The sequence below is a fragment of the Aliivibrio sp. S4MY1 genome, assembly GCF_028765545.1.
GTDB lineage: Bacteria > Pseudomonadota > Gammaproteobacteria > Enterobacterales > Vibrionaceae > Aliivibrio.
The window spans coordinates 36386-60443 of the sequence record NZ_JARACP010000013.1 but is presented as its reverse complement, the minus strand read 5'-3'; the positions used below and the strand labels follow the sequence as shown (position 1 = coordinate 60443).

Genomic DNA, 24058 nt, shown 5'->3' with positions numbered 1-24058 from the left:
AGTGAAGGATCATGCAGAGAAAGAACAACTCCAGGAAGCATTGCTAGAGTTAAAACGAAGTAAAGAACGAGAATCTCATCTTTATAAAGAAAACCAAGCTATATTAAATGGCTTATCGGCCATTTCAGATGCTCAAAATAAAGAAGATATTTTTAATAGTTTACTTGTCGTTATTAAAAAGTTTATCCATTTCGATAATGCGTTTGTTATTTCTTCCTCTGATGAAAAATGCTTATCCGTTCTTGCCTCAACAGATGATATTTTTAACGACTTAACTTGCTCTTTTAGTGATCTTTTTTATCGAGCTTGTCATAACGAAAGTATTATTCTTTTTAAACCTAAGAATACCCAAGAATTTTCATCTCTTCCTCCTGAACTTAAAACTGAATTCTCTTCAGTTGCAATTTCTGGAATTCAATCTTCATCAGGACATGCTGTTATTGTTTTGACCAGTCGTCGATTTGGTGAATATTCAGCATCAACTAAAAATAGCTTACAACGTTTTACACCACTTATTGAGCGGGCAGTTATTGATATTGATTACAAACACAGGCTTCAATCACTTGTTGACATAAAAACTAAAGCATTGCATTTAAGTAAACAACGCTTTCAAGACTTCGCTAATACAGTTGGTGATTGGTTCTGGGAAACTGATATTAACTTTAATTTCAGTTATTTAGCAGGAACAAAAATCAATGATACTAAAATGAGTTCGCAAAACTTATTAGGTTTAATTGAAAGTGAATCGATTCGAAAGCAAATATTAGCAGCAAAGCATCATAATAAATCATTTAATGAATTAGAGTGGTGTCCTGAAAAGTTGAATAATAAAGTATGGTTTAGTTTGAGTGGCACGCCATATTATGATGAGTTTGGTGTACTTACAGGTTATCGAGGTACAGCAAAAGACATTTCAGCTAGAAAAAAACGCATAACCGAAATACATAAAGCAAAAGTTGAAGCAGAGAAAGCTAACAGAGCAAAATCTCAGTTTTTAGCGATGATGAGTCATGAGATCCGAACACCACTGAATGCAATCCTAGGTATGATAGATGTATTTAGTGGAAGCCATTTATCATTTGAGCAAAGACAATGGCTTGAACAAATGGAAACTTCATCTCAGCTTCTTCTCACAATAATTAGTGATGTATTAGATATTTCGAGAATTGAATCAGAAACTTTTATTCTAGATGAGCAACCAATTGATTTAATTAAAACCATTCATAGTGCCATTGATTATTTCAAGGTGATAGCTCAGGATAAAGGTATAAATTTAACTGTGACAGTGTCACGAAGTGTGCCCGTTAATGTTATTGCTGACCAAACTCGCATCGCTCAAATCATCTTTAACTTAGTGGGAAATGCCGTAAAATTCACCAACAACGGGGCGGTTTGTTTAAATATCAGCCTTTTTGATGGTAATTTAATCTGCTTTTCAATTAAAGACACAGGAATAGGTATTGCTCGAGATATTACTGAGCAGCTTTTTAAGCCTTTCATACAAGCAGATAGCTCAATTACCCGTCAATTTGGAGGGACAGGTTTAGGTTTATCAATCACAAAACGTCTTACGGAATTGATGAATGGTACCATTGAAGTTGAAAGCTTAATCGGCGAAGGAAGTACTTTTACTGTAAAGTTGCCATTGAAAGAAGCTGCGTCAATATCTAGAAAACTTCCAATAAATGAACTAATACCAGAGATAAGTAAACAATATTTATCCGTTTTAGTTGCTGAAGATAATAAAGCAAATCAAGCAGTAATGAAGTTACTATTAGAACGGCAAGGACATCAAGTTACTTTGGTTAAGAATGGTGTTGAAGTAATTCAAGAATGGTCTGATCATAACAATAACTATGATGTCATTTTAATGGATGTGTCGATGCCAATAAAAGATGGTATTAGTGCAACTAAAGAAATACGAGCTACAGGATCCATAATTCCAATAGTTGCAATCACAGGTCATGCATTGTGTGAAGAAAAGAAGTTATGCATTGATGCTGGAATGAATGATTTTGTTTCAAAACCAATAAGAGCAAAGCAATTAAAAGCAGTATTAAGATCTTTAAATCTATAGAAAGAAATAGCTTATAGCTTTATGAAGATAATGTTTTAAGCTAATAATCATTAGATGGATACGAAGTATTATTTAATGATTATTAGCTATTTTATGGTAAATACGGTTATGGTTAAATTGATTGTTCTCAAAAGAAGTTGTGCAGAAAGGGAAGCTATATGTACTTATATTTGGATGTTAATAAACCTTATTTAACATAAGATATATAATGCGCACTAAGTTGTACTTTAAAATAATCCTGTCATTGGCTGGTTTTGACTTAATTTAGTCAATTATCTGTAATTTATCTCTTTTGAATTTGTGCCTATTTAGTATTGCCATTAAACTATGCCTAATTGTATTTATGTTACCTTGTCACGGGCTAAGTTTATTTTGGCTTCGTTGTTAATGGTATCTAAGGCTAAACATTCTATGTATATTAAAAAACGTGCTCTATTCACTTTAGTTTCTGTACTGACATTATCTGGTTGCGCGAGCTACTCAATAACAGAAAAAGAAATGACTGATTATCTTACAGATGAAATTCATGTAGACAAATCAGTTGGTATTCCTGGTTTTCTATATGCTCAAGTAAATGTTGAAAATGTTGATGTTCAAATTGGTCGTATCGAAGCTGATCGTATTAGTGTTTTTGCAAACACGACCGCTGATGTTCAAATGCTCAATGAGATAAAACAGAACCTGTCAATCACGCTAGAATTCAGCGCTGTGCCAGAATACGATAAAGAAACTGGTGAGATTTATTTGAAATCACTACGGTTAGAAAAGTTTGAAGATAAAAACCAGAAATTATCACCAGAGTTAACTTCATTACTAAAGCCTGCTGTATCAATCATTGGTTATGCTCTATCAAATGAGCCAGCTTATAAGTTAAATGCAGATAAACTAAAAGAATCTCTTATCAAATCAGCCAAACCTAATTTAGTGATAAAAAACAATAAGTTAGTGATTGAGTTGTTTGATTAAAATAAATAAGCCATTTTAGTTATAGTGCATTAGGTTGTGTGATATTAATCTGTATATTGTCATTATATACAGATTAGCTTTAAGTAAAATATTTCTTATTTTAATAACTCATGAAGATCGGCTTTAAGCGATGACACCGTTTGGCTGGCCTTTTCAGTTCTCGATGCTTCACTCAATAAATACTCGATCGTATCAGAAAGCGTAGAATCAAGATCTTGAGCACGCAGAGAAAGTTTTTCCCACACACGATAATCTAAATCGATTGATTTCTTACGGGTATGCTCTTGTTCTGCATTAAAGTGACGTTTTCTTTTAGCTCGAATAGCTTGCTTTAATTTATTCTCTAAATCAGGATTCATGTGTTTTTGAATCCATTCGAGTGATTTAACCGGCTCATGCTCTAACTTTAAGAACTCATTAACCCATTGTTGCTGTTCACTAGAATCGATATAACAAGTAATTGACTCTCCCATACGGTGCTTATTAAATAAATACATCCATTTCCAACCGGCTTCTAGATTTTCAAGTTGTTGGTATTTCATATTAACGCACTCATATTAAAGAGAATAAATTTGGGTGACAGTGTAACTCTACTTTACATTATCATCAACATTCTTCGCGTATAATGAGATTAAGATCTAATTGATAATGTAACTACTGAAAAATCAGACGTGTGTAATTATGTCATGTATAATCAGTTTTATTTTTTATTAATAAGTAAGCATGCAGTTAGACTCGCCATTTTTAATCGAACCTCAATACGATCATGTTCAAGATGCCTTGAACCAATCTCACTCAATTGACGTACAATCACCCTATTCTCTGCAGCCAAGATTGGCTCAAGCTTTAGAGGTCTTTTCTCATATAAATGGCGTTAATATACTGCAAATCAATGCATTAGATAATCACGTATACCGTGAATATATCGCAAACTGGTTATGCTTGAATGCCTCGAATCGTTTAACACATAATGAAACGGTTCCTGTGGTTATCACCGAAAGTGCTTCTGAAGCTGAGCTTTTCGGTATTTATCACAATAAAAGTGACATACTTGAACATGGCTTATTACAAAAAGCCAATGGTGGTTTTCTAATTATTTCACCAAGTCTCCTGCTTGCAAACCCTCACTTTTGGCCAAAGCTAAAAAGCTTATTACAAGGTCACCCTGTAACAATTCCAGCCAGTGATTCAAAGTCACCTATATTGCATGCACACAGCTTAATGGTTAATGTGAAATTAGTCATTGTTAGTGATCGCGCTCTACTTGGTGAAATCGAACAATTGGAACCCGATTTACTTGCTGGTATGTCAATGTTTGCCGAGTATGAATTTGACACTACACTAGAAAGTGACACTGTAACTGAGTATGTGAAGTTGATTAGCTCACTCTCAATTAAACATAAACACTTACCACTAGAAAATGGTTCTGCTGTATTACCATTACTCAAAGCTGGTGCAAGAGAATGTGAAGATCAGACTCGACTTAACTTATGCTTGTTATGGTTAAACTCTATTTTGGCGCACGCCTCTTTAGCTTCGTTGTCAAAAGAATACATTACAGCTGATGATTTTAACCAATCATTTAAAACAAAGTATCACCTTGAATCCTATTTACCATCACGAGCTCTCGATGATATTTTAGAACAAAATATTTTCATTGAGACTCAAGGTGAACAAGTCGGTCAAATTAATGGCTTAACCGTTGTATCTGTACCCGGGCACCCTATTTCTTACGGTGAACCTTCTCGAATTACATGTGTCGTACATGTGGGCGACGGTGAATTATCGGATGTAGAACGTAAAGTTGAATTAGGTGGTGATCTTCATGCTAAAGGTATGTTGATAATGCAAGCTTATATACTTAGCCAATTAAAAACTCATGAACCACTGCCTTTTACTGCCTCTATGGTATTTGAGCAATCTTACTGTGAAGTTGATGGCGACAGTGCAAGCTTAGCAGAGCTGTGTGCATTTTTAAGTGCCCTTGCAATAAAGCCAATTAATCAAAGTTTGGCTATTACGGGTTCTGTCGATCAGTTTGGTATGATTCAACCTATTGGCGGTGTAAACGAAAAAATTGAAGCCTTCTTCCAGCTGTGTGAAAAACGCGGGTTAACTGGCGAGCAAGGTGTTATTATCCCAGAAACAAATGGAATTAATCTTGTACTTTCCGATGAGGTAATTCAAGCAGTTAATGAAAAACAGTTTACTATTCATCTTGTTAGTCATGTTGAAGAAGCTGTAGAATTATTAACAGGATTACCATTACAATCTGAAGAGCACGAATCGATTTTCTCTTTAATTGCTCAGCATATCGAAGATGTTGAACATAATCCGAATCAGTGTTCCGCTTTATTCTGTCGTATTAAGAACTGGTTTAACCAGCGCTGATCCGACTTGATAAGCGTACAAGTGTTAGCTAGAATTTCAGCAACTTATTTAGGAGTAATACTTTAATGCAAAATAAACCTAGTTCATACAATCGTGAAGATTTACTAGCATCAAGCCGTGGTGAATTATTTGGTCCAAACGGCCCACAACTTCCTGCACCAAATATGTTAATGATGGATCGCATCCCTCTTATGTCTGAAACTGAAGGTCTATTTGGTAAAGGTAAAGTTGTTGCTGAACTAGACATTACTCCAGATCTTTGGTTCTTTGACTGTCACTTCCCAGGTGATCCAGTAATGCCTGGTTGTCTTGGTCTTGATGCAATGTGGCAACTGGTTGGTTTCTTCCTTGGTTGGATTGGTGGCGAAGGTAAAGGTCGTGCTCTAGGTGTAGGTGAAGTTAAATTCACAGGCCAAGTACTTCCTACTGCGAAAAAAGTAACGTATGAAATTGATTTTAAACGTGTTATTAACCGTAAGTTAGTAATGGGTCTAGCTGATGGCCGTGTTCTAGTTGATGGTAAAGAAATCTACGTTGCTAAAGATCTTAAAGTGGGTCTTTTCCAAGACACATCAAAGTTCTAATTAAAGAATCAATATTTAAATAAAGCTGGCTTTGTGCTGGCTTTATTTTTAAATACTAGTAATAAGTTATAGTGCATTAGAGTATTTTAAATTAATCTCTATCATCTAAATAAAATTAAAGCCTCATAAAGAGGCTTCAATTAAAATTCTATTTTATATAGGAAACTATTTAAACAAACCGGAATGTTTGTCATCTCTTGCGTCCCGCCAGCCTCCTAGCCAACATGAACGAGCATCCATTGATTGATATGGGCAATTCTCTGATGAACGGCCATTTAACCCTGCTTTATAACCTTGTGATTGTGCTCGTTCTAAACGGTCACGCTTTTGTCTCTTCATAGTTCAGTCCTCATAGATGGAAGGCATAATGCTTCAATAAATATACTACTTTACTACTGATACCCTTTATTCCGTTAGGGTTCATCATGAACATCTCATGATGACAATATTAAGAATCGGACAATTTGAGCTGTTTTTCAAGTATAAAAAAAGCCCGAAGTCTCAGTTTGTGACTTCGGGCTTAGTCTTACACATTGCTGTTATTTAATTCGCTTTCGCATGAAACCAAATAAACCAAGCAGTGTCATAGCACCAAAGCCAAGTGAACCACCCTGACGTTCGATAGTGCTGTTTTCAAAGGGACGAGATTCAATACTACGCTCTGCAGGATCTGAAATTGGTACCAATTTCACTGCAACTACTGTTTCATTTGTACTCCCATTTCCACAATATGAATCACTAGCAACAGAATCATAGCCCCCAGCACATTTAAGTGCCGTTGCTGAGATAACGCCAGCGTCGTTAATGTCACTTGCATCGTAGATACGATATTGGTTATTATGAGAGCTTACTGAACCACCGTTAGTTAGGTTATCAATAATCCAAGCTTGGTTTTGGAATATAGCTCTACGGTCATTAATAGCATTTTTTGTTACTTGATCCGGAACTTTAGCTGTAACACCATAAGGATAAATAAACGCACGTTGACGACGTTGTTTCCCTTCATATTCACGGTTGTTTTCAACATCTACACGACCAACAATTTCGTTATAGTTATTGATTCCACCCATATCTCCACCAGCACCATTAAAGAAAATATCACTAGAAAAGAAAATGGCATTTGGTGAAGCAGCTGATGCATCTGGAACAACAAATAAACGATTTGCAGCTGCACCATTTTGAGGGTAGTTACCAGAACGCTTAGCTTGACCGACAACAACTAAGTTACTATTAATGTTCGTAGCAACTGAATTTGAATTTGTATTATCATCTCCAGCATCTACTTGGGCGTTATTGATTTGTACTGAACTGATATCAGTTAAAGCTGTAGTGCCTTTAAAAATAGTTGCGTTCATGTGCTGATCTTTATAGTTGTTATAACCAACACCATAAAAATCAGATGTAGTACCATCTACATAAAAATCACGCATGCTACCCTGAGCATAATAATCACCATCTTGTGCATCATCATGTGCCCACTTAATCACAGTTAACGCTGTACCATTCCAGACTGCTGGCTTTGAGTAATAATAATATCTCTCACTACCAATGCCCGTTTTAGAAGAAACACTACCTACAGTATAAGTTCCATCACTTGCCCACTGACGGCCTTGTTTCCAGCCAATGATAACGTCTCCACTTATCGGAGTATTTCGAACTGTTGAAGTACTGTAATTACCAATAGCATTCCCTGATAAATCAAGAGAATTAATAACAGTATTAATTCCGCTAGCGGTAATAGTTCCACCATCAGTAACAAATGCTAATGAATTGGCCGTATTATTCCCATAAGCTTCATTATTCCAACCACTCCACTGAGTTGAAGCCCAGTATTCACAAGTTGAGTAACCTAATTGATAGAAGCAGTAATCTTCAAATCCATCATAATTATCTTCGATATAACCAAACGAATTATCCATCGCAAATGGTACTTCTTCACGATAAGAGAAGCCAGAAGCTCGGTTACGAGTTTCGCCCGCTAGTTTATAACCTTCACATGTAGCTGATGAAGCCCCTGAATCAAAACAATTCACACCTGCAACTGATGGCTGAATAGCCGTCCCGTAATACTCAGCACCTGAAACACCAGCTTCAGCTTCTGTTACTTCCACCACTTTATAAAGCGCCGCTTGCGCAGGAAGCGCAGCGGACACCAAAATAGCTAATGTGGTTAATTGTAATTTACTACTCATTTAACTTCCTATTGTAGAGCTTCAAGTTCTTCCCAGCGCTCGAATGCAACTTCCAACTCTTGCTCAGCTTGTGCTAAACGCCCTAAGACTTCATCTGTCTTTTTAGGATCTTGCTGGAAGAAAGACGCGTCGTTCACTTTCTCTTGAAGTTCAGTAATTTCGTTTTCTAATTTTTCTAATATTTCAGGCAGCTGTTCAAGCTCACGCTGTAACTTATAAGATAATTTCTTTGGCTTCGCTTGCACTGCTGTTTCTTTAACTTCAACAGTTTCAGATTTTTTCTTTGTTACTTTAGGTGCCATTGCATCGCGAGTGGCCTGTACATTAGCACGTTGTTGCTGTGCATCGTGATAACCACCTACGAATTCTTCGATCTGGCCCTCACCTTCGAAGATCCAACTTGTCGTTACTGTGTTATCAACAAACTGACGGTCATGGCTCACTAATAATAATGTACCCTGATAGTTGGCAAGTAATTCTTCTAAAAGTTCCAATGTTTCGATATCTAAATCATTGGTTGGTTCATCAAGAATCAATAAATTGTTTGGACGAAGGAACAAACGCGCAAGTAATAGACGGTTTTTCTCACCACCAGACAATGCTTTCACAGGTTGACGAGCACGTTTTGGCGAGAATAAGAAATCTTGTAAGTAGCTTAATGCATGACGCTCACGGCCACCCACAGTTACTTCTTGTTTACCATCTGCTAAGTTATCAATTACTGTCTTTTCAGGATCTAACGCTTCACGATATTGGTCAAAGTACGCCACTTCTAATTTCGTACCACAATGCAATTTACCTGAATCAGGTTGCAGTTGGTCAAGCATCAGTTTAAGCAGTGTACTCTTACCACAACCATTCGCACCAATCAGTGCAATACGGTCGCCACGCATAACATTGAAGCTGAAGTTCTTAACAATGTTTTTGCCATCAATTGAGTAATGAAGGTTTTCAGCTTCAAATACAATTTTACCTGAACGATTTGACTCATCCACTTGGATATTGGCTTTACCCATCACTTCACGGCGTTCTGAACGCTCACGACGCAATTGTTTTAATGCACGAACACGACCTTCATTACGAGTACGACGTGCTTTAATGCCTTCACGGATCCATGCTTCTTCTTGAGCAAGCACTTTATCAAACTGAGCATTTTGCTCGGCTTCAACACGCAGCGCTTCTTCTTTTGCAAGTAAATATTCTTCATAGTTACCAGGGTAAGAAGATAAGTTGCCACGATCTAAATCAACAATACGTGTCGCCATTGATTGAATAAACGCACGGTCATGCGAGATAAAGATGATTGAACCTTTAAAATCTTTTAAGAAAGTTTCAAGCCATTCAATCGTCGTTACGTCTAAGTGGTTGGTTGGTTCATCAAGAAGTAATACATCAGGATCAGAAACCAAAGCACGAGCTAATGCCGCTTTACGTTGCCAACCACCCGATAAATCCGTTAATAACGTATGGCCATCAAGCTTTAATGATTCGAGTACTGATTGAATACGCGTATCAAAGTGCCAAGCACCTAAGTGATCAATTTTTTCTTGAGCACGAGAAAGCTTATTGATGTTTGATTCGCTTGGATCAGTTTCTAACAAATCAAGAAGACGGTGATACTCTTTTAAGTATTTACCCGCTTCAGCTAAACCTTCTGATACATAATCAAATACTGTTCCGCTTTCATTACGTGGAGGATCTTGCTCTAAACGAGAAACCACCACATCTTGATTAATTTGAAGTTTGCCGTCATCCATAATGATGTCGCCAGCAATAACCTTCATAAGCGTTGATTTCCCTGCACCATTACGGCCAACTAAACACACACGCTCGTTTTCTTGTAAAGCGAAATCAGATTTATCTAATAACGGATGATCACCAAACGCTAATTGCCCATTATTAATTGTAAGTAATGCCATTGTCTTCTAACCAATTCTTTAATTGCGATATATTGAATGGCCAATTGAGCTCAGATAAGCCATTGGCCACTACTGGTATTGTGACACCGTAACGAGAGAAAAGCTCATCGTTGAACGCTATGTCTACCGTGTCTACTTTTTCTATGTCTACACCCACCTCAACAAGCAAGTCAAACGCTTGCTCGCAAAGGTGGCAGCCTTCCGTGCTATAGAGAGTAATCATTCGTCTCTAGTCTTCCTTGTGAGTAATAATCCAACAGTTATGAATGTGCTTATTACGTGCAAAATCAAGAGGCAAAGTTTGCTTAGAAATATTCTTAGCTTTAAGGCCTGCTTTCTCTAGTGCCGCATCATCCATCTTGAAGTTACGTTTGTTATTTGAGAATACAATAGTTCCGTTCTCACGTAGCATACGTTTTAAGTTTTCAAGCAGCATAATGTGATCACGCTGTACATCAAACGTTTGTTCCATACGCTTAGAGTTAGAGAACGTTGGTGGATCGATAAAGATTAGATCAAATTCACCGTCCGCTTGTTGTAACCATTGTAAACAATCAGCTTGTAAGAACTGGTGCTGTGTACCCGTCTGACCATTAGTATTCATGTTCTTTTGTGCCCACTCTAAGTAGGTACGAGACATATCAATCGTCATTGTAGATTTCGCGCCACCACAAGCTGCGTGAACCGTTGCTGAACCTGTGTAAGCAAATAGGTTTAAGAAATCTTTTCCTGCGGCCATTTCACCTAACATTTTACGCGTCAGTTTATGATCTAAGAATAAACCGGTATCTAGGTAATCTTGCAGGTTAACAATCAGTTTTACGCCGTACTCTTCCACATCAAAGTAACGAGATTTCTCTGCCAGTTTTTGATATTGATTTTTGCCTGATTGCTTTTGACGAACTTTCAAAATAACGTTGTTTGTTTCTACACCCGTTACTAGAACTGTTGCACGGATCATATCGGTTAAACGACGACGCGCTTTATCTTCAGAAATCGTTTTTGGTGCCGCGTATTCTTGAATGATGATGAACTCTTTATATACATCAATCGCTGCGTTGTAATCTGGTAAATCAGCATCATACAAACGGTAGCAATCTAGCTTTTCTTTACGAGCCCATTTACCAATCTTACCCATGTTCTTTTTAAGACGGTTCATGAATTCAGGAGCAACCTCTACACTTACCGCTTCTTTACGTTCAGCTGATTCAGTAATTGAGTAGTTTTTCTGAACACACGGTAATGCACCATTGTTCAGTTTAAATTGCTTATCTGCACGCATACGTAAACAAGCAAGTAAATCATCATTGCTTGAATAGATAGATGCGGTGCAACCACCAAACTCTTCTTTAAGTTGACGACCAAACTCACTGTACAATGCAATCAATGCAGGCTCTGTACTTAGACGCTCACCATAAGGAGGGTTACAAAGAATAACACCGTTTTCAAACCCTTCTGGACGTTCAACTTTGGTTGCATCACCCACATCAAACGTAATTAAATCTTCAACACCGGCACGACGTGCGTTTTCACGAGCCGTTTGAATAACACGATAATCACGATCAAAACCGTAAAAACGAGCATCAACGTTCTTAACACCGCGACGGCTCTTAACTCGAGCTTCAGAACGAATCTCAGCCCACACTTCTGGATCAAAATCAGTCAGAGCTTCAAAACACCATTTCTCACGTTTAACACCCGGAGCCATTTCACAAGCCATTAGTGCCGCTTCAATCAGTAAGGTACCAGAACCACACATTGGATCTAATAGAGGTTTTGAGTCATCCCATGTACTACGCATAACAAGCGCAGCGGCTAACGTTTCACGAAGTGGTGCGCGACCCGCTTCAGTACGGTAGCCACGTTGATGTAAGCCTGAACCTACTAAATCAAAACCAAGAATCCCTTTCTCGCCTGATAAACGCATATGAACACGTAAGTCTGGTTCTACTTTACTTATGTTTGGACGCGCTAAATCAGCCTTTGTAAAACGGTCAACAATCGCATCTTTTACTTTTAGAGCACCGTACTGGCTATTTCGAATCTCACGGTTAGTACCGTTAAAGTCCACCACTAGCGTTTTATCAGCAGAGAAATAACTAGGCCAGTTAATTGAAGATGCGCCTAGGTATAAGTCCATATCATCACGGACATCGAACTCAGAAAGAATTTGAATGAAACGTGAAGCGATACGGCTCCACAAACAACAACGATAAACGACCTCGATTGGCGCTTCAAACTTAACACCAGCGTGAACCACTTTAGGGTCAGTCACACCAAGCGCAATAAGTTCATCTGCAAGTAAGTTTTCAAGGCCTTTAGAAGTAATGGCTAAGTATTTTTTCATGGGATTCTTTTCGTTATTAAATTGCCTCGCATTATACATGAATCTGACTGAAAGAGGATAAATAGATTACAGATAAATACCCAAGCAAACACCGTACATAAGCCTTTTAAAACAAAAGCTTAATAATTAATTTTAGAGTTAATAAATTAACATCAAACCAATACGTTTCCGTGAGAAGACAATGAAGCACGCCAGTTTGCATGCGAAATCTGGAGTAGACCAAGAACTTTAGTTACATGAAAGTTTATTACATAATGAGGTAAATGCGGAATTTTTAAGGTTATTACGGCGCGAAATTTAAGTAATAGTACTGATATAGGGATGGTATTTTTTTATTATTCTTAGCTCAACCTCTCAATTTTAAGATGACAGTACTCCAGTGTTGGAGGTGTTTTTAATTGAATGCTAAGTGTTTAACTAAGAATTGAAATGAATAATCTTGCTCATAGCGCGATTTTAGGAAGGTAACAACACAGAAGAAGTAAGGGAGAAATAAGATAAAAATAGGTACTGAAGAGGGATTAATGCTAGAAAGTCACTGACCTTTGTTTTACAGAGCTTTTATTAAGAAATGATTAACTATCTACCCTACCATTGCATAATAAGCGGAGTTGACCACCTGCATCTGAGCCATACGATCATGCATCACTTTAATCGGTTCACAAAATGCCATGTATTTTGTTGGATTTAGAGCAAATGAGTCCATATCGACAAGCATACACATACTGGCACACTCATAATTCTCAACAATAATGAAATGCCCTTCTCCTAAGTCGTTCTTTAGAGACACTACTTCCCCCTCTTGAGGGAAATAACCTTGGCCTTGAGGCTCAAAGAACCAGCTCTTAGGTAACATTGGCTTGTGAAAGCGTTTAGCAGCAACACAATTAAGCGCAAGCTCTACTTTGCGAGGTTCTGATAATGGAAGATAAGAAATGTGTTCTACGAACATTTGATAGGCAGAGGCATCATCAACAGAAAATTTGCACGCATCAAAAGCACCGTCAATAAGCACTTTAGAAGGAAGGTTTACACGGAAGACCATGTCCATACCTAAATCGAGCATTAGAGATTGTGCTTTATTGTCGTAATACCAGTTCCATGTATCACTTGGTTTAAGCATTATCATTTCTCTCTTGAAAAAATGGGAAGAATCCCTTCGATAGCCAATCACCAATGACTGCAAATTATGCTGAAAATTCATGTGTGTTTTCAGTCAAAATAATACTGGTGTAATTAATCGTTAATTTTACAAGAGGTTAGCAATAAAAAAAGGGGAAATTTTCATTCCCCCTTCCGTTTGAACAGTCTGTAAGCAACTTTCGCTACTTTTTATAACAATTAGATATTATTCACAATATCTTTAACTAATGCTGGACCTTTATAAATAAAGCCAGAGTAAACTTGAACCAGATCTGCACCAGCCATCATCTTCTCTTTTGCCGCAACATAAGAGTCAACACCACCTACCCCAATAATTGGTAAAGAATCACCAAGCAGCTCTTTAAGACGACGAACCACTTCAGTACTTCGAGTTTGAACAGGACGACCACTTAGACCTCCCATTTCTTCTGCATGCTTCATACCTTCAACCATAGAACGATCTAAGGTAGTGTTTGTTGCAATCACACCGTCAATTTTATACTTCATTAAAGAGTCAGCAATTTGAGTTAATTCATTATCATCAAGATCTGGGGCAATCTTCAATGCGATAGGAACATACTTACCGTATTTTTCAGCTAACTCTTTTTGCTTATCTTTTAACTGAGAAAGAAGATCATCCAATGCTTCGCCATATTGAAGAGTGCGCAGTCCTGGAGTATTTGGAGATGAAATGTTTATCGCAATGTAACCCGCGTATTGATATACCTTCTCCATACAAATTAGGTAATCTTCCGTACCCTTTTCGATTGGGGTGTCTTTATTTTTACCAATATTAATACCGATAACACCGTCAAATTTTGCTTTCTTTACGTTCTCAACTAAGTTATCAACGCCTAGGTTATTAAAGCCCATACGGTTAATAATGCCTTCCGCTTCAATAAGACGGAATAAGCGTGGTTTATCATTACCAGATTGAGGACGTGGAGTTACGGTTCCTACTTCAACAAACCCAAAGCCCATTGCACCAAATGCTTCAATACATTCGCCATTTTTATCAAGGCCAGCGGCTAAACCAACAGGGTTTTTAAATTGAATGCCCATGACTTCAACAGGTTTAGAAGCCAATTTTTGACGATAGAATAAATCGAGAGGAGTGCCGGTGAAACGTTTGAAATTTTGAATTGCTAGGTCATGTGCTTTTTCAGCATCAAGTTTGAAAATGCCAGCTCTGGCGATGCGGTATAACATTGTAACTCCAAAATAAGTCCCGTATGAACGGGGAGTCATTATTCACTGATTTTATTCACAATTCAAACTTAATCGTACTTTATTCATCATTATTTATCGCAATAAAATAAACCAACATTAAAGTATAGAATAAAAATTCACTAAAAAAGATTAAAAATATAGCTTAATAAGAAAATTATCGGGGTAATAAAAAAGGAAAGTGAATTTTTACCCACTTTCCCATTTATTATGCAAACGTTTGTCTGAGCTTAGTAATCAAACAATTGGTTATTTATTTGCGTTTGATGTGCAACTCAAATTTAGTAAAGTAAGCTCCCTTAACGCAACCGAGAATTTAGCAAATTCATGAACAGAACCGACTTTAAATTCATTAAGAATATTATCCCAGCGCCCTATTGAAACCGCATTCTTTTCACACCATTCTTCAATTGCACTTTCCACCGATTCTGCATCTTTATATTCAGTCAGAACCAATTGTGTTAGTTGGCGTTGCTGCCAATCTAAATCTTCACGGAAAGAAGCTCGTGCTAGTGCTTGCCAATGGTTGTCAACACCTTGGTTATTAATTTGTGTTAAGAACCAATGCAGAGATAACTTATCACCTAGAACATAATATAAGCGTGCTGTTGTTGATACCGGTTGTTCCATATCTACAGCAACTGCTGAAATATCCATTGCTGAATATAAGCTGCTTAAACGTGCCAGTACATTACCTAGCTCACATGGCACACCCATCTCTAAATAGTGGTTAGCTTGTTCAATATGCTCCACTACCTCATCTTTTACTAAGTAACTGTCAAGGTTCACTTTAATGTCATTAACCGCTGGCTTATATTTTTCAATAACCTGCTGAATCGTCATATTTTGTGAACCATTACGGAGTAGCCAACGAGTCACTCGACGGATAGTTCGTCGCATTGCAAATAGAGCTTCATATTGTGCTTCAGCGGTTGAGATATTATCTAAGCTACGAATTTGCTTAAATAAATCCCCAAACTCAAAAATAGCTCTTGTTGCAGAGTATGCGTTAGCAATATCAGTGACACTGTAACCCGTTTCTTCTTGCAAGCGAGTGATGAAGTTACAACCCATTTCATTAACCATCTGATTTGCTAGACACGTGGCAATGATTTCTGAACGCAATGGGTGATTATCCATCTCTGCTTTATAGTTACGTTGTAACTCAGTTGGGAAATACGTGGTTAGTAACTCAGCATGATATGGGTTATTTGCAATGTCATCGCAAGCCAATTGCTCTTTAAGTACCATTTTTCCATAAGCAACAAGAACAGAAAGCTCTGGACGAGTTAACGCCTGCCCCATTTTCTCACGCTCAATCAAGGTTTCATCATCAGGGATAAATTCTAACCCACGATCCAATTGGCCTTGTTTTTCGAGATGATGAATAAAACGGATCTGCTCTTTAACTAATGAAATGCCTTGTTGCTCAGTCACAGAGATCGACTCTGATTGGCAATACGCATCATCAAGAACAATCTCACCAACTTCATCTTCCATTTTCTCTAGCAGAACATTACGTTGCTTGTAAGTTAGATCACCATTAGCCACTAAACCATTTAGTAAGATCTTAATGTTAACTTCATTATCTGAGCAATCAACGCCGCCTACGTTATCAACAAAATCAGTATTAACACGGCCACCTTTTAGACCATATTCAATACGACCCAACTGAGTCATACCTAGATTACCGCCCTCACCAATTACTTTTGCATTCAGCTCTGAGCCATTGATACGTAAGGAATCATTCGCACGGTCACCTACATCAGCGCTGGTTTCTTTACTTGATTTAACGTAAGTACCTATGCCGCCATTCCACAACAGATCAACATCCATTTTCAAGATCATTTGAATCAAATCGTTCGGAGCTAAAGACTGTTTACGAGTACCTAGCATCTTCTGAATTTCAGGAGAAAGATCTATCGACTTAGCTCGACGAGAGAAAATACCACCACCTTGAGAAATCAGATCTTTATTGTAATCCTCCCAACTAGAACCAGGCAGTTCAAACAGACGCGCACGTTCTGACCATGTAATTTCAGAGTTTGGGTTTGGATCAATAAAGATATGCATATGGTTAAATGCCGCTTGAAGGCGAATATGTTTTGATAGCAACATACCATTACCAAACACATCCCCTGCCATATCACCAACACCAGCAACGGTGAAATCAGTCGTTTGACAGTCAATTCCCATTTCACGGAAGTGACGTTTAACCGATTCCCAAGCCCCTTTTGCAGTAATACCCATGGCCTTATGGTCATAGCCATTTGAGCCACCGGAAGCAAATGCATCACCTAGCCAGAAGTTGTACTCTTCTGAAACTGAGTTCGCTAAATCAGAGAAAGTTGCCGTACCTTTATCTGCTGCTACAACCAAATACGGATCATCATCATCATGGCGAACCACATTTTGTGGTGGGATAACCTCACCTTCAATAATGTTATCAGACACATCCAACAGCGCTCGAATAAACTGTTTGTAACAGCGTTGACCTTCAGCAAAGATATCATCACGGGTTGTGAAGTTATGTTGCTTTTTACAAACAAAACCGCCTTTTGCACCAACAGGAACAATAACCGTGTTTTTCACTTGCTGTGCTTTTACCAAACCAAGTACTTCGGTACGGAAATCCTCTTGGCGATCTGACCAACGTAAACCACCACGAGCCACTTTACCACCACGTAAATGCACACCTTCAATATCTGGTGCGTAAACAAAAATTTCAAATGCAGGAACTGGTGCTGGGATTTCAGGAATATTTGATGGTTGCAGTTTCAACGATAACCATGGTTTAGGCTGACCGTCTTCATCTTGTTGATAATAGTTTGTTCGTAGCGTTGCAACAATCATCTCAACATAACGGCGAATAATTCGGTCATCGTCCAAGCTTTCTACTTTATCTAAGCTTGCATAGATAGCATCAAGGGCTTTCTGTTCTTTTTTCTCAGACCAATCAGCTTTTGGATCAAAGCGTAATTCAAAAAGCTCAACCACAGATACTGCTAATTTGGTATGTGTTGATAATGTATCTTCGATGTACTGCTGACTGAATGGGAAACCCACTTGACGCATATAACGAGCATAAGCACGTAAGATAGTCACTTCACGGCCAGAAAGACCAGCGCCAAGTACTAAACGGTTAAAGCCATCACTCTCTAATTGACCATTCCAGATCTGTGCAAACGCTTCTTGAAAACGATCACGAGCTTGACGAAGATCTACCTCTTCAGAACCATTGTGGATCATAGAGAAATCTAAAATCCAATCCACCGAGCCATCACTCTTCTTAACGGCATATGGAGATTCACCAATGACTCGTAAACCTAAGTTTTCAAGCATTGGCATTACATCTGATAAGTGAATTGGCTCATCACGGTGGAACAGTTTCAATTTAACGTTCGCAGAGCCTTTTTTCTCTTCTTGCGGACGATAAAATAACATACCAAGTTTATTATCATCACTTAATAATTCAAGACGTTCAATATCCGCCACTGCTGAACCTGGAAGTGTTGCTTCTTTGTATGAGCGAGGGAATGCGCTTTGGTATTTCTTCGCTATTGCAGTTCCTTTACTCTCACCTAAGTTAGCCACAATCACATCACATAGACGGTCATCCCATGTTGAGGCAGCTTCCATTAAATTATTTTCAATATCTTTCACATTAATGTCGCCGTTATTGTTATCTACACGAATAATGTAATGCGTTCTCGCTAATGCACTCTCAGAGAAGAACGTCGTAAATTCAACTTCTTGATTAGAACCAAAATAGTTTTTAAGAATACGTTGAGTTTGACGACGAAGCTCTGTGTTATAACGCTCTTTAGTTACATACACCATGCATGAGAAGAAACGACCAAATGGGTCACGACGAACAAATAAGCGTAACAAGTCACGGTCTTGCATTTTAACAACACCGGTACCCACCTCTAACATCTCTTCTTCTGTTGCTTGGAAGAGCTCATCACGAGGGTAAGTTTCAAGGATATTGCTAAGTGCTTTATAAGAATGCGAGCCTTTAATGTATTGGCTAGTCTCTAAAATACGTTCTACTTTATTGCTTAATAGCGGAATATTAGACACACTTTGGTTATAAGCTGTTGAAGTATAAAGCCCTGTGAAACGATGCTCACCAATCACCTTGCCTTCTTTATTTAAGCGCTTAATGCCAATGTAGTCTGTATAGGCGGGACGATGAATTCGTGATTTAGTATTTGATTTTGTTAAGATTAATAAATCTGATTTTTTCGCTGCAGCGCGTGCTGAAGATGGCATCTCTGACAGTTTTGTCATATGAATACGAGAAGCCAGTGAGAATAATCCTAAACCAACATCTGCTGTTGGTGTTAATTCATGATCGCCTTCCACTGCCGTTAAATCAAAATTCTTGTACCCCATTAAGGTAAAGTTATGATTTTGAAGCCAAGTTAAAAACTCAATTGCTTCATTCACTTCTTCTTTTGCTATTGGGGACTTACTATCTTTAAGTTCTTGAATTACCGAGGTTAATTTATCTGACATTGGTTGCCATTCATTTACTACACGGCGAATATCTTCAAGTACCAACAGTAATTCAGCTTGAAGCGTGTCCATTTCAGAAAGATCACTCATGTGATCAACTTCGAAATGAAATAACGTTTGTTGCATTTTTCCATCACTGCTGCATACCGAAATAATCTCACCGCTCTCATCACGAGTAAAGCAGTGTGGTCCATGCAACATAAAGTGGCTTGTCATATCAAGACGGGTTAGCGCCATCTTAACCGAATCGACTAAAAATGGGCTATCAGGTGCAACAATTTCTACCACTGTATGGGTTGATTGCCAGCCATCTTGGCTTAATTTTGGATTAAAAACTCGAACCGAGATATCAGAAAGATTCACATCAGATAAATGGTTCCAAAGACTAAGGGTTGCACCGTACATATCCGATTCATTACGTTGCTGTAAATCATCATCATCAATGTTGGCAAATAAACGCTGAGCAAGTTGCGTTACTAGGGATTGTTGAGGCATTACAAGCTTTTCAGCAATTAGAGCGTACACTTTCTCAAGTAGTACTGGAACGATAGGATCACGCGTCGTCATAAAGCGAATGCTCCGTTTCTTATGATTTAGAATTATTTTACCAATCACAGTAAGTAAGAGTTCAGAAATAGCGAAGGAAAAATACTTGAGAACAAGACGGAATTTTTCGATAAGTAGTTACTCTACAATCAAAAATTTCAACGCAGTTATCGAGTATTTTAACAAGCTAGGATGACCTGTTATTTACTACGATTGGTTTATATAGTGTAGCAGTTGATACTGCTTATACGCCTCATATTGTAAGGATAATATGGATAAAACGTTATGACTTTTTTGCGTGCTAGAGGCTTTATAGTTAGAAATGTGATTAAGGTAGAGGTTTATCCTACTTGCTCAAGATTTACAAAACGATTATGTTGATCAACCGTTAAACGAAAGCGACCTTTGACGCCTAATTGAGTTAAAAATGAACGAAATCGAGATGCGGGTAATTGCAGCTTTAGTCCCTGTTCTGTCATTACCACAACAGTACTTGCAACACCTGAATAATGACTTAGAAAAGCCTGATACGTCACATTCATTCTAAAATAATAAAATTTGTTCATTTACTTAATATCTTTAATAGTTGAAGTGCATATTGTGGCGCTGAAATAAAAAAATGGCCAGTAAAAAACTGACCATTTTGATTTCACTATAACGATAAGCCCAGCATATTATGCTAATGCTTTGGTTACCTTCTCAAACAGATCTTTTGCCAGGTTATCAAGATCAGCCAAACGTTTAAGTTGAGCTTTCATTAGATCCTGACGATCACTGTCGTACTTCTTAAACTTCAATAATGGATCAATTAAACGAGAAGCCACTTGTGGGTTACTTTCGTTTAATTCCAGTAATATATCACCTAAGAAAGCATAGCCTTCGCCTGATTTAGAATGGAAGTTTACGGCATTATTTGCAGCAAACGAGCCAATTAAACTACGAGTTCGGTTCGGGTTCTTCAAGCTAAATGCGTTATGATTCATCGTCTCTTTGATAATGTTCAAAACATCAGTACTTGGATTAGAACCCTGTAAAATGAACCACTTATCCATCACTAGACCATCGTGAGACCACTTGGCACTGAAATCATCCATTAACGTTTGACGAATTGGAAGCTCAGCCGCATTCGCAGAAACCATGGCAGCCATAGTATCTGTCATGTTATCTGCAGTTTGATATTGCGCTTGAACTAACGCCTCACCAATGTTTGTTTTTGCTAAATAACTTAATGCGCAATTACGCAATGCACGCTTACCAATAGCATCATGATCAACCGAGTAATCCCCCTGCTTTAAACTATGATAGGTCGCTGAAAATTCATCTTGAAGTTCCCCTGCCAATGTCTGTTTAATAAAACCAAGCGCTTTATCAATCGCGTCAACATCTACAGTATCAAACCAGCCGGTGATTTCATTATGGTTTGGTAACACAAACATCTCTGTAATAAATGCTTGTTCTAGCTCGGAATTTAGCAATACGCCACGGAAAGCATCGACTACCGCTTCTGGTAATTCAAGTGCTTGACCATTTTGTACATTAGTAATATTCGTGCGAATATAATTCGCCAATAACATTTGGCCGGCATCCCAACGAGCAAAATCGTTTTGTGCGTGTACCATCAAGAAAATCAGCTCTTCATCTGTGTATGCATAGTTTAATTTAACTGGCGCAGAGAACTCACGAAGTAAAGAAATAACTGGTTTTTCAGAAACTTGCTGGAATACAAATACCTGCTCTTCTTGTGTAATGTTAAGTACGTTATCAATTTTTTCATTGTTACAACGTAACTCAATAACCGTTCCATCTTGAGCATATAACTCAATGTCCAATGGAATATGTAATGGCAGCTTTTCAGTTTGGTCTTCTGTTGCTGGAGTTTGTTGTTTAACAACTAAAGTAAACTCTTGAGCTGCAGCATCATAAGAAGAAGATACCGATAATGTCGGCGTACCAGACTGACTGTACCAACGACGGAATTGAGTAAGATCTACCCCTGATGCATCTTCCATTGCCAAAACAAAATCTTCACACGTTGCCGCGGTACCATCATGACGTTCAAAGTAAAGTTTCATCCCTTTTTGGAAATTCACTTCACCCAATAATGTGTGCATCATACGAATAACTTCACTGCCCTTTTCATACACAGTCAGCGTATAGAAGTTATTCATTTCTATTACTTTTTCTGGACGAATTGGGTGTGCCATTGGGCTTGCGTCTTCTGCAAACTGTGGACCACGCATGATACGAACGTTATTAATTCGGTTTACTGAACGAGAACCAAGATCTGAAGAGAACTCTTGATCACGGAAAACAGTTAAACCTTCTTTTAAACTCAATTGGAACCAATCACGGCAAGTAACACGGTTGCCTGTCCAGTTATGGAAATATTCATGACCGATTACCGCTTCAATACCTAGATAATCAGTATCTGTTGCTGTCTCTTGTTTTGCGAGTACAAACTTAGAGTTAAAGACGTTCAAGCCTTTGTTTTCCATTGCACCCATGTTGAAAAAATCAACCGCTACGATCATGTAAATATCAAGATCGTACTCAAGATCAAAACGATCTTCATCCCACTTCATTGAGTTAATCAATGACGTCATTGCATGAGGAGTACGATCCAAATTACCTTGGTCAACATAAATTTCAAGTGCAACATCACGACCTGATTTTGTTTTATACGTATCAGTGAGTACATCAAAATTACCTGCAACTAATGCAAAAAGATACGCTGGTTTTGGGAATGGATCCTCCCAGTGAACGAAGTGTTTTCCACCATCAAGATCACCTTGACTAATACGGTTACCATTGCTTAGCAGATGTGGGTATGCCTCTTTATCTGCAATCACTTTTGTTGTGAAACGCGCTAATACATCAGGGCGATCAAGATAATAAGTAATACGACGGAAACCTTCTGCTTCACATTGAGTACAGAAACCATCGCCTGATTTATACAAACCTTCAAGGGCTGTGTTTTCTTGTGGATTCACTTCGGTCACAATGGTAAGCGTAAAATCACCACTTACATTATGAATGGTTAACTGTGTATCTGTTAACGTATAATCTTTATGCTCAACATCATTTATTTTCAGAGACGTCAATGTCATCCCTTCCCCTTCAAGAAGAAGATCCGTTGACTGTTTTAGTTGTTGTACTTTTGAAGTCGCGGAAATAAATGTTTTTGTATCATCAAGATCAAAAACTAAATCGATATCTGAAATGGTGAATTCTGGAGATTGGTAATCACTGCGAAATTTAGCCTGAGGTTGTTGGCTCATAATATATCCTTATGATGTCTATCACTTTAAAAACAGGATTAGTGATAGTTACTAGTTAACCCTCTTATTCTCGCATAAGATCTAATAGATTTGTTAATAAAAAGAGTTTTAGTCTCATATTTCTATCCTTAGAGTCACATTATTCTTTCATTTATAATTCACTGCCTTACTAATAATGCGTACATACCAAACTGTTCATTTTTAATCTCTAGTAGATCTTCCGTTATATGAAAAGTTGATTCTTGTTCACCCTCTTCATAAAGTAAAACTAAATCATTATTCTCAAAATAATAGTAGCCAATATGATGATTCGATTGTCCGGTGTGTGAGATCACTTCAAGTGAAAATATAAAGTCAGAACGTAACTTTAAGTTTAACGATTTCACATTACTTACCATAATATCTTCACCAGACACCAATTCCGAATTCCAAGAACCGATAATGCGTTCAGGTACTACCTTAAAAAATTCAACCCCATTAAGATAAAGTCGATTATGGCTGACTTGATAATGATAAATTTGAGACTCATCTTCGTTTCCTTTAAAACGAATACTATCTTGAGAGATCTCAAAACTTCCTTCCCACTCTTCCGCCGTATTCGATGCCATCTCTATCATTTCAATACGAAATTGATTATTTGAGCTTAAAGATATATGTAAAACATCATAATCATTTTCTACATGTGCGGGCTTGAAGAAATACCAATCACCAATTAGAAAAGGATTTGAAAAATAAGTCAGTGACCTACGTTCTTCTATTGTCATACTTTCATCTGAAGCAAAAGACGTAACAGAAAATAAAATGAAAAATAAAATGAAAAATAAAATTATTGTTTTCATACAATGCTCCATTTCATACTAATTTAGC

16 protein-coding genes are annotated in these 24058 nt (G+C 37.7%); 4 read left to right on the top strand and 12 right to left on the bottom strand.

From position 1 onward, the window contains the following. The first annotated feature begins 1 nt into the window (after position 1). A complete protein-coding gene (locus PVK71_RS14990; RefSeq protein WP_274419673.1) occupies positions 2 to 2077 on the top strand; it encodes an ATP-binding protein in 2076 nt (691 codons plus the stop codon). 411 nt (positions 2078 to 2488) lie between these two features. Next, on the top strand, positions 2489 to 3043 hold the full coding sequence (locus tag PVK71_RS14985; RefSeq protein ID WP_274419674.1) for a DUF1439 domain-containing protein: 555 nt from the start codon (positions 2489 to 2491) through the stop codon (positions 3041 to 3043). 95 nt (positions 3044 to 3138) lie between these two features. Here the strand turns inward: PVK71_RS14985 and matP are convergent, their stop codons facing one another. After that, on the bottom strand, positions 3139 to 3585 hold the full coding sequence (gene matP, locus PVK71_RS14980) for a macrodomain Ter protein MatP (protein WP_274419675.1): 447 nt from the start codon (positions 3583 to 3585) through the stop codon (positions 3139 to 3141). A 181-nt stretch (positions 3586 to 3766) separates the two neighbouring features. Here matP and PVK71_RS14975 point away from each other — a divergent pair, with 181 nt between their 5' ends. Both PVK71_RS14975 and fabA read left to right on the top strand, forming a co-directional pair. Continuing rightward, positions 3767 to 5434 carry an AAA family ATPase gene (locus PVK71_RS14975; RefSeq protein WP_274419676.1) on the top strand — a complete coding sequence of 556 codons (1668 nt, stop codon included), beginning with the start codon at positions 3767 to 3769 and terminating at the stop codon, positions 5432 to 5434. Between the two features lie 65 nt (positions 5435 to 5499). Continuing rightward, positions 5500 to 6018, top strand: a complete 519-nt coding sequence (gene fabA / locus PVK71_RS14970) for a bifunctional 3-hydroxydecanoyl-ACP dehydratase/trans-2-decenoyl-ACP isomerase (protein ID WP_130047348.1) — start codon at positions 5500 to 5502, stop codon at positions 6016 to 6018. 165 nt (positions 6019 to 6183) lie between these two features. On the opposite strand, the gene rmf is transcribed toward fabA, so the two are convergent. From rmf to PVK71_RS14915, 11 genes are all read right to left on the bottom strand, one after another. Continuing rightward, on the bottom strand, positions 6184 to 6357 hold the full coding sequence (gene rmf, locus PVK71_RS14965; protein WP_060990978.1) for a ribosome modulation factor: 174 nt from the start codon (positions 6355 to 6357) through the stop codon (positions 6184 to 6186). Between the two features lie 200 nt (positions 6358 to 6557). Beyond that, a complete protein-coding gene (locus PVK71_RS14960; protein ID WP_274419677.1) occupies positions 6558 to 8210 on the bottom strand; it encodes a DUF3466 family protein in 1653 nt (550 codons plus the stop codon). A gap of 8 nt (positions 8211 to 8218) precedes the next feature. After that, on the bottom strand, positions 8219 to 10129 hold the full coding sequence (locus PVK71_RS14955; protein ID WP_274419678.1) for an ABC transporter ATP-binding protein: 1911 nt from the start codon (positions 10127 to 10129) through the stop codon (positions 8219 to 8221). After that, positions 10110 to 10352: a glutaredoxin family protein gene (locus PVK71_RS14950; RefSeq protein WP_065591114.1), complete on the bottom strand. Its 243-nt coding sequence runs from the start codon at positions 10350 to 10352 to the stop codon at positions 10110 to 10112. The genes PVK71_RS14955 and PVK71_RS14950 overlap by 20 nt, the downstream gene beginning before the upstream one ends. Positions 10353 to 10358: 6 nt before the next feature. Beyond that, positions 10359 to 12476: a bifunctional 23S rRNA (guanine(2069)-N(7))-methyltransferase RlmK/23S rRNA (guanine(2445)-N(2))-methyltransferase RlmL gene (gene rlmKL, locus PVK71_RS14945; RefSeq protein ID WP_274419679.1), complete on the bottom strand. Its 2118-nt coding sequence runs from the start codon at positions 12474 to 12476 to the stop codon at positions 10359 to 10361. Positions 12477 to 13059: 583 nt separating this feature from the next. Then, positions 13060 to 13599, bottom strand: a complete 540-nt coding sequence (locus PVK71_RS14940) for a cell division protein ZapC (RefSeq protein WP_130087079.1) — start codon at positions 13597 to 13599, stop codon at positions 13060 to 13062. Positions 13600 to 13817: 218 nt separating this feature from the next. Further along, a complete protein-coding gene (gene pyrD / locus PVK71_RS14935) occupies positions 13818 to 14828 on the bottom strand; it encodes a quinone-dependent dihydroorotate dehydrogenase (protein WP_274419680.1) in 1011 nt (336 codons plus the stop codon). A 267-nt stretch (positions 14829 to 15095) separates the two neighbouring features. Next, a complete protein-coding gene (locus PVK71_RS14930; RefSeq protein ID WP_274419681.1) occupies positions 15096 to 19934 on the bottom strand; it encodes an NAD-glutamate dehydrogenase in 4839 nt (1612 codons plus the stop codon). 320 nt (positions 19935 to 20254) lie between these two features. After that, entirely contained in the window at positions 20255 to 20479 is a 225-nt protein-coding gene (locus PVK71_RS14925) for a DUF2835 domain-containing protein (protein WP_274419682.1), read from the bottom strand. Between the two features lie 108 nt (positions 20480 to 20587). Further along, a complete protein-coding gene (gene pepN, locus PVK71_RS14920) occupies positions 20588 to 23191 on the bottom strand; it encodes an aminopeptidase N (protein WP_274419683.1) in 2604 nt (867 codons plus the stop codon). A 158-nt stretch (positions 23192 to 23349) separates the two neighbouring features. After that, positions 23350 to 24030, bottom strand: a complete 681-nt coding sequence (locus PVK71_RS14915) for a hypothetical protein (RefSeq protein ID WP_274419684.1) — start codon at positions 24028 to 24030, stop codon at positions 23350 to 23352. Positions 24031 to 24058 lie beyond the last annotated feature (28 nt).

Excerpts from the sequence above, each read along its gene's own strand:
- rlmKL (WP_274419679.1), bottom strand. The coding sequence starts at position 12,476 with ATGAAAAAATACTTAGCCATTACTTCTAAAGGCCTTGAAAACTTACTT.
- matP (WP_274419675.1), bottom strand. The coding sequence starts at position 3,585 with ATGAAATACCAACAACTTGAAAATCTAGAAGCCGGTTGGAAATGGATG.
- PVK71_RS14925 (WP_274419682.1), bottom strand. The coding sequence starts at position 20,479 with ATGAACAAATTTTATTATTTTAGAATGAATGTGACGTATCAGGCTTTT.
- pyrD (WP_274419680.1), bottom strand. The coding sequence starts at position 14,828 with ATGTTATACCGCATCGCCAGAGCTGGCATTTTCAAACTTGATGCTGAA.
- PVK71_RS14940 (WP_130087079.1), bottom strand. The coding sequence starts at position 13,599 with ATGCTTAAACCAAGTGATACATGGAACTGGTATTACGACAATAAAGCA.
- PVK71_RS14975 (WP_274419676.1), top strand. The coding sequence starts at position 3,767 with ATGCAGTTAGACTCGCCATTTTTAATCGAACCTCAATACGATCATGTT.
- rmf (WP_060990978.1), bottom strand. The coding sequence starts at position 6,357 with ATGAAGAGACAAAAGCGTGACCGTTTAGAACGAGCACAATCACAAGGT.
- PVK71_RS14955 (WP_274419678.1), bottom strand. The coding sequence starts at position 10,129 with ATGGCATTACTTACAATTAATAATGGGCAATTAGCGTTTGGTGATCAT.
- PVK71_RS14950 (WP_065591114.1), bottom strand. The coding sequence starts at position 10,352 with ATGATTACTCTCTATAGCACGGAAGGCTGCCACCTTTGCGAGCAAGCG.
- PVK71_RS14930 (WP_274419681.1), bottom strand. The coding sequence starts at position 19,934 with ATGACGACGCGTGATCCTATCGTTCCAGTACTACTTGAGAAAGTGTAC.
- PVK71_RS14915 (WP_274419684.1), bottom strand. The coding sequence starts at position 24,030 with ATGAAAACAATAATTTTATTTTTCATTTTATTTTTCATTTTATTTTCT.
- fabA (WP_130047348.1), top strand. The coding sequence starts at position 5,500 with ATGCAAAATAAACCTAGTTCATACAATCGTGAAGATTTACTAGCATCA.
- pepN (WP_274419683.1), bottom strand. The coding sequence starts at position 23,191 with ATGAGCCAACAACCTCAGGCTAAATTTCGCAGTGATTACCAATCTCCA.
- PVK71_RS14960 (WP_274419677.1), bottom strand. The coding sequence starts at position 8,210 with ATGAGTAGTAAATTACAATTAACCACATTAGCTATTTTGGTGTCCGCT.
- PVK71_RS14985 (WP_274419674.1), top strand. The coding sequence starts at position 2,489 with ATGTATATTAAAAAACGTGCTCTATTCACTTTAGTTTCTGTACTGACA.